This window comes from Mesorhizobium sp. B2-6-4 (assembly GCF_006441495.1).
Lineage (GTDB): Bacteria > Pseudomonadota > Alphaproteobacteria > Rhizobiales > Rhizobiaceae > Mesorhizobium.
Map to the genome: position 1 here is coordinate 21,907 of NZ_VFUE01000038.1, position 6,611 is coordinate 28,517.

Sequence of the window (6,611 nt, forward strand, 5' to 3'; positions counted from 1 at the left end):
TTAGTCGCTGAACGGATAGTCCCGCCGTTCCGGGTCGGCACGTAAGGAGTTGGTGGCTTCGCCCCAGCCGAGTGCCGCCGATATCTTCTCGGCGGCGGCGCGGGTGCGTTCGAAGACGGTTTCGCTGTCGAACCGCGCCGCCTTCTGCGGCAGCAGCGGCACGGTTAGCGCGGCGATGACGGCACCGGTGTGATCGTGCACAGGCATGGAGATGTTGGTGCAGGCCGCAACGGCCAAGGAAGCGCGCATCTCGTAGCCGAGCCTGGCGACCTCGTTCAGCCGCGCCTCGATTTCGGCCCGCGTGCCCTGGCCCTCACCGGCGGCCACGATGCGCTCGACGATGCGGTCGCGCTCGGCCCGGTTCGAATGGGCGAGCAGCACGGCACCCGAACTTGTTTCGAGGATCGGGAAATGCGACCCGAGTGCTACCGAGTAGCGCATCGGCAGCGGCGAATCGATCTGCAAAACCACCAGTGCGTTCTGGCCCTCGCGCACCACGAGATGGCAGCTCTGGTCGGCATTGGCGGTCAATTCGCGCATCACCGGCAGAGCGCATTCCACCAGCCGGTTTACCGGCGGATGCATGTGCGCCAGTTCGAACAGCTTCAGCGACAGCCGGAAACGGTCCGATTGCGTGCGAAAGATATAGCCCCGTTTCTCCAGCAGAAGCAGGATACGGTAGATCTCGTGAATGGAGCGGCCGAGGCCGGTCGCGATCTCGGTCTGGGTCAGCGTTTCGGCGCTGGAGGCCATGAATTCCAGAACGTCGAGCGCCTTCTCCACCGCCGGCACGCGATAGCCGTTGCGGCCGCTTTCGCCCTCGTCGAGCGTCTCGGCAACGCTGGCGGCCATCAGGCGACGCTCCGTTCCGGCTGGACTTGCCTGGTTTCGCGGTAGAGGCTGTTGACGTGGCCTGCGAGTTCGGTCGCCGACATGTCACCGGCTATGGCTGCGGCGGCATGCGGCGCGCATTCGCGGAAGAAGGCGATGAAGCCCGGATGGGTCGGACGCAGATAGGACGAGGCGATCGTCCGCAGCGTCGAGCCGAAGAAATCGCCGGAAAGACCATTGACCCCGGCATCCTTCCAGGCAGCCAGCGAACCCGGTTGTCCGCCAGACTTCACATAGTCGCCGCGCTGGTATTCGGGCGAGCACAGGAACAGTGCGTAGTCGATCGCGGCCTGCTTGTGCTTCGATTGGGCGCTGACGCCGATGCCGGCACCGCCGAGCAAGGCGCCGGCGGCTTGCGGGGTGGGCACGTCGGCGAAGCGCAGATGGGGCCTGTCGGGTTTCGAGGCGTAATTCACATAGCCGAAGGCGAACGGCACGTAGACAACGTCGTCATGCGCGATCATGTGGTCGTAGCAGCGGATCGGATTCCACTTCGACGAGTCCGGGTGCGAAAGCGCGACAAGCTCGCGCAATTGCGCAATCGCCTGCTCGACCATTTCCTTCGCGATGAATTGCTCGCCATCTTCCTGGGGACGGCCAAGCGTCAGAAGCAGACACATGGCGTCGGTCGGCACGAAGGGCAGGCCGAGCCACTTGCCGTCGCTGCGCGCGCGCCGGCCAAGCTCCAGCACGTCCTGCTGCGTGCCGGGCACCGGGCCGTAGCGCTCCAGCAAATCCGGCCGATAGGAGGCGACCTGGCAGGCGGCGTCGATCGGCAGCGCCCACTGGCGGCTGTTCTTCTGGTAGGAACGCCAGGACGCCCCGACTGAGTCACGTTCGAAGAAATGGATCTGTTCGGCCGACAGATAAGCGTCGAACGGGACCATCAGTTCATCCTGGGCGATATCGCCGATGAAGGGATGGTCGAACACGACCAGATCGTAAGTGCCGAGCACCGGACCGAGGGCGCCCTCACCGAATTCATAGAGGCTGCGGCGGTCCCATTGGATCTCCAGGCCGGGATGCGCGGCGCAATAGGACTCGATGCTGGCGTCCAGCGGACCCCAGCATCGTCTATGATCCCACGCCAGTCCGCGCAGCTTCGTCATGCCACTCAAATCCTCCCGGCACCGGCAATAGCCGGCTCGCCATCGACACTAGCACCATTTTTCATATGCGCAACTTGTTTTCATTTGCGCAAAAAGCGCACACATCCTCCCGACTGGCCGATGCATCGCTTCAAGCCAGATCGAAACGCTCCACGGCGCGCATGATGCCGCGCAGTTCAGCCAAACCCTTGAGCCGTCCGATAAGCGAATAGCCGGGGTTGATCTTTTTCTTGCCGATGTCGTCGGCAAGCAGATGCCCATGGTCCGGCCGCATCGGGATCTGCCAGTCGGCCCGGCCTTGCTCGCGGCGGCGCTTTTCTTCCTGCATCAGAGCCAGGATAACGTGCGCCATGTCGGTGCCGCCTTCGAGATGCTCGGCTTCATAGAACGAGCCGTCCTCCTCGATGGTGATGTTGCGCAGGTGGACGAAGTGGATGCGGTCAGCGAATTCCTTGACCATGGCGACGATGTCGTTGTCGGCGCGCGTGCCATAGGAGCCGGTACAGAAGGTCAGTCCATTGGCGGGACTGTCGACGGCGTTGAGGATAAAACGCGCGTCCTGCGCCGTCGAAACCACGCGCGGCAGGCCATAGAGCGAGAAGGGCGGGTCGTCGGGATGAATGCACATGCGCACCCCCTCCTCTTCGGCCGCCGGAACAATCTCGCGCAGGAACCAGGCAAGGTTGTCGCGCAGTTCGTTCGGCCCGATCGAATCGTATTCCGCCAGGGCTTCGCGAAAACTGTCCCTGTTGTAGCTGCGTTCGGTCGCCGGCAGGCCGGCGATGAGATTGCGCTCGATCCGGTCGATCTGCTCCGGCGTCAGCGTCTTCAGCCGCTTCTCGGCCTCGGCGATACGCGCCGGCGTATAGCTTGCCGCACCGTTCTTGCGCTGCAGCACGAAAAGATCGTAGGCCGCGAAATCGATCGCATCGAAGCGCAGCGCATAGCCGGTTGTCGGCAGGCGATACATTAGGTCGGTGCGGGTCCAGTCCACCACCGGCATGAAATTGTAGCAGATCGTCTCGATGCCGGCCTTGGCGAGCGCCCGGATGCTGTCGCGGTAGTAGCCGGCATAGCGCTCGCGCTCGGGCGCGCCGATCTTGAAGGAATTGTGCACCGGAATACTCTCGACGACCGACCATTTCAGGCCAGCCGCCTCGATGATCCGCTTGCGCTCGAGCACATCGGCCTCAGGCCAGGCGCGGCCGTCATAGATCTGGTGCAACGCGGAGACAACGCCGGTGGCGCCGGCCTGCCTGACATGTTCAAGCGTCACCGGATCATCGGGACCATACCAGCGCCAGCACTGTTCCATGAAGCCTCCTCAGGGTTGGCGGCGACCATATTGTCGGACCACAAGCCTGTCAACAGAACCTTTCCGTCGCCATACAGTTGATTTCCTGTGGATCGAGCCCTAGGGTGGTCCAACAAATAGCAAGGAGTTTTGCGGTGGAACAGGCGAGCCACGATTCGATGGAGGCGGCAGACGAAGCCGGGATCAGCAGTTCCGCCGTCGACCAGACCGTGCGGCAGATCCTCGACCTCATCCGCAATCGCGCCATGTCCATCGGCGATGTGCTGCCCACCGAACGGGAGCTTGGCGAACTGTTCGGCGCCAGCCGCAACACGATACGCGAGGCGCTGCGCACCATCCGAACCTATGGGCTGATCGATCCCAAGCCGCGCGTCGGCGCGGTGCTCGCCGATCGCCAGAATGTCGCGATCCAGAATTTTTTCGCCGCGCAAATGGACATATCGAAAACGTCCTTTCACGACATACAAGGATTTCGCCGCATCATCGAAGTGAGCGTCGGCGACCACATCATCCTCAATGCCAGCGCCGCCGAACTTGAAGCCCTGGACGAGGTCAATGGCCTGATCGAGACCAGCAAGGATGTCCAGGAAGCCGCGCAACGCGATTTCGATTTCCATCTGGCGCTGATGAAGCTCGCCGGCAACCGCATGCTGGTGCAGACCTATCAGTTCCTGTCGCCGGTCATCCTGCACATCATGACCGTCGGCAAATCCATCCGGCCGGTGCTGAGCGAAACACGCCACGCGCATGGCGAGATCATCGCGGCGCTGCGCGCGCGCGACCGCATTGCCTACTGCTACCTGATGAGCCGGCATCTCGATTTCGGCTTGCGCTTCGTTCCCGACGACCTCGAAAACGCCCGTATGTCGGCGGCAAACCCGGTGCATCCGGGTCCGGCATCTTCCAAGGATTTGCATCATGTCTGATTTTGAGAACAAGGTGGCGCTGATCACCGGCACGACCGGCATCGCGCTCGCCACTGCGAGTCGCCTGGCGCGAGGCGGCGCTGCGATCATCGCCTGCGGCATCGACCGGGCGGCCAATGCCGCCATGCAGGAGAGCCTCGCCAAGGCCGGAGCGAATGCGCTGGTGCAAACGGTGGATGTCTCCGTTTCCGACCAGGTGCGCGACGCGGTCGCAGCGGGCGTCGCGAGGTTCGGCGGCATCGACATCATCGTCAATTCGGCGGCGGTCCACCCCTACGGCACGGCGACCACCACCGACTGGGAAACCTGGAACCGGGCGATGACGGTCAATGTCGGGTCGATCTACCTGACCGCGCATTTCGGCATTCCCGAAATGATCCGCCGAGGCGGCGGTGCCATCGTCAATGTCGCCTCGGTGCAGGGGTTCGCCTGCCAGCAGAACGTCGCCGCCTATGCCACGGCCAAGGGCGCCATCCACACGCTGACGCGTTCGCTGGCGCTCGACTATGCCGCGGCCGGCATCCGGGTCAATTCGGTCAGCCCGGGCTCGATCCGCACGCCAATCCTCGAGAAGGCAGCGCGTGGCGACAATGGAAGCGACGCCGATGTCGAAGAAGCCTACAGACGCTTCGGCGCCGCCCATCCGCTCGGCCGCATCGGCGAGCCGGAGGAAGTGGCGGAACTCATCGCTTTCCTGTGTTCATCGAAAGCCGGCTTCTGCACCGGCGCTGACTACAAGATCGATGGCGGCCTCACCGCCGGCATCGGCGTCAAGTAGGGTAACGCGGATGAAGATCGGACTTGGCCTCTATCGCGATTCGCTGACGCCGGAGAATTTCCGCTTTGCCCGGCAGGCCGGCGCAACGCATGTCGTTGCGCATCTGACCAACTATTTTCGCGGCCGCGATCCCTCGCTGTCGGCCGGCACCGAAACGGATGGCTGGGGCGATTGTTCAACGGATGGATTGTGGAGCTACGAGGATTTCACCGGACTGGTGAAAACCGTACGCGACAACGGCCTGGAGATCGCCGGCATCGAAAACCTGTCGCCGCGCTTCTGGTCCGACGTGCTGCTCGGCGGCCCCGATCGGTCGAGGCAGCTCGACGGCCTCAAGCGCCTGGTGCGTGACGCCGGCCGGGCCGGCATTCCCTGCATAGGCTACAACTTCTCGATCGCGGGCGTGTGGGGCTGGCAGCGCGGGCCATTCGCGCGCGGCGACGCCATGTCCGTGGGGCTCGATTTGTCCAATATCGATCCCGACCTGCCGCTGCCCGACGGAGTGGTCTGGAATATGCGCTACCGGCCGGGCCGAGCCGGCGCCGCGCCTGTCAGGGTCTCGCAAGAAGAACTGTGGGAACGGCTTGGCGTCTTTCTGCGCGAAATCGTACCGGTGGCCGAAGAGGCCGGCGTCGTGATGGCTGCGCATCCGGACGATCCACCCGCCGAGGCGCTGCGCGGCACGGCGCGCCTCGTCAACCGGCCGCAGAAATATGATCGGCTGATGGATATCGTCGACTCGCCCGCCAACGGGCTGGAGCTCTGCCTCGGCTCGCTGCAGGAGATGCCGCAGACCGAGGAGATCTACAGCCATGTGCGCCGTTTCGCGCGGCGTGGCCGCATCGGCTATATCCATTTCCGCAATGTGCGGGGCAAAGTGCCGAAATATCACGAAACCTTCGTCGACGACGGCGACATCGACATGGCCGAGATCGTGCGCATTCTGCGCGACGAGAATTATCAAGGCGTCATGATACCCGATCACACGCCTGAGATGGCCTGCGACGCGCCATGGCACGCCGGCAAGGCCTTCGCATTGGGCTACATGCGCGCACTGGTGCAGAACGCCGACGCGCTAGGCCCGGTACGAAGCCGGGCACCCGACATGGCAGCGGAGTGAATAGGGGACGCACGACTGACATTTTTCGAGCCCGAAGGCGCCGCAAAAGCCCGCTTTCGATGGAGAGCGGGCTTTTGCTAGTCGGCTCGGTTCCTAACTCAGGATAGCGACGATCTCATATGAGTTCGGATCGACAATAACAATCCTGCCATCCGCCAGGAGGAAATATTCATAGCTCTCATAGGCAGGAACGATTTCGACGATCCGGTGCGGAAGTCGATGCAGCCGCACCTTCTGCTTCGGCACTTTCACGCCGACCGAAATGTCCACGTCGAGGTTCGAGACCGGTTCCACCTTCGTCTCGCGGATGACGTTGGTGATTTCGGTCTTCTGCTCGACGGATATATTGTTGATTGAAGCGGTTGAACTCTGGTCGGTAGTCGTACCGGCCTTGCCCTGCGCTTGCTGATCGGTAGTCGTACCGGCCTTGCCCTGCGCATGCTGAACGGTCTTCATACAGGCCATGCCTTGA

General features: G+C 63.1%; 7 protein-coding genes. 3 read left to right on the forward strand and 4 right to left on the reverse strand.

The annotated features are described in order from the left end of the window. The 3 genes from FJ426_RS30615 to uxuA all read right to left on the reverse strand — a co-directional run bounded on the left by FJ426_RS30615 (position 1) and on the right by uxuA (position 3,315). Positions 1 to 852 carry an IclR family transcriptional regulator gene (locus tag FJ426_RS30615; protein WP_140515233.1) on the reverse strand — a complete coding sequence of 284 codons (852 nt, stop codon included), beginning with the start codon at positions 850 to 852 and terminating at the stop codon, positions 1 to 3. Next, complete coding sequence (locus FJ426_RS30620; RefSeq protein ID WP_140515232.1) at positions 852 to 2,000, reverse strand: extracellular solute-binding protein; 1,149 nt, start codon at positions 1,998 to 2,000, stop codon at positions 852 to 854. Before FJ426_RS30620 ends, FJ426_RS30615 begins: the two co-directional genes overlap by 1 nt. Positions 2,001 to 2,130: 130 nt before the next feature. Beyond that, positions 2,131 to 3,315, reverse strand: coding sequence for a mannonate dehydratase (gene uxuA / locus FJ426_RS30625; RefSeq protein ID WP_140555658.1), 1,185 nt, complete (start codon positions 3,313 to 3,315; stop codon positions 2,131 to 2,133). 134 nt (positions 3,316 to 3,449) lie between these two features. Between uxuA and FJ426_RS30630 the strand changes: the two genes are divergently transcribed. Genes FJ426_RS30630 through FJ426_RS30640 form a run of 3 tightly spaced genes read left to right on the forward strand, consistent with a single transcriptional unit; the run spans position 3,450 to position 6,139 of the window. Further along, a complete protein-coding gene (locus FJ426_RS30630; protein WP_224671760.1) occupies positions 3,450 to 4,241 on the forward strand; it encodes a FadR/GntR family transcriptional regulator in 792 nt (263 codons plus the stop codon). Beyond that, entirely contained in the window at positions 4,234 to 5,019 is a 786-nt protein-coding gene (locus FJ426_RS30635) for an SDR family oxidoreductase (RefSeq protein WP_140561645.1), read from the forward strand. Before FJ426_RS30630 ends, FJ426_RS30635 begins: the two co-directional genes overlap by 8 nt. 10 nt (positions 5,020 to 5,029) lie before the next feature. Next, a complete protein-coding gene (locus FJ426_RS30640) occupies positions 5,030 to 6,139 on the forward strand; it encodes a mannonate dehydratase (RefSeq protein WP_140515229.1) in 1,110 nt (369 codons plus the stop codon). 93 nt (positions 6,140 to 6,232) lie between these two features. Here FJ426_RS30640 and FJ426_RS30645 read toward each other — a convergent pair. After that, positions 6,233 to 6,611: DUF1236 domain-containing protein (locus tag FJ426_RS30645; protein ID WP_140825693.1), on the reverse strand; the 379-nt coding region annotated here is incomplete at its 5' end.

Bases quoted from the DNA above. Each gene is read 5' to 3' on its own strand.
- FJ426_RS30615 (WP_140515233.1), bottom strand. From the start codon at position 852: ATGGCCGCCAGCGTTGCCGAGACGCTCGACGAGGGCGAAAGCGGCCGC.
- FJ426_RS30620 (WP_140515232.1), bottom strand. From the start codon at position 2,000: ATGACGAAGCTGCGCGGACTGGCGTGGGATCATAGACGATGCTGGGGT.
- uxuA (WP_140555658.1), bottom strand. From the start codon at position 3,315: ATGGAACAGTGCTGGCGCTGGTATGGTCCCGATGATCCGGTGACGCTT.
- FJ426_RS30635 (WP_140561645.1), top strand. From the start codon at position 4,234: ATGTCTGATTTTGAGAACAAGGTGGCGCTGATCACCGGCACGACCGGC.
- FJ426_RS30640 (WP_140515229.1), top strand. From the start codon at position 5,030: ATGAAGATCGGACTTGGCCTCTATCGCGATTCGCTGACGCCGGAGAAT.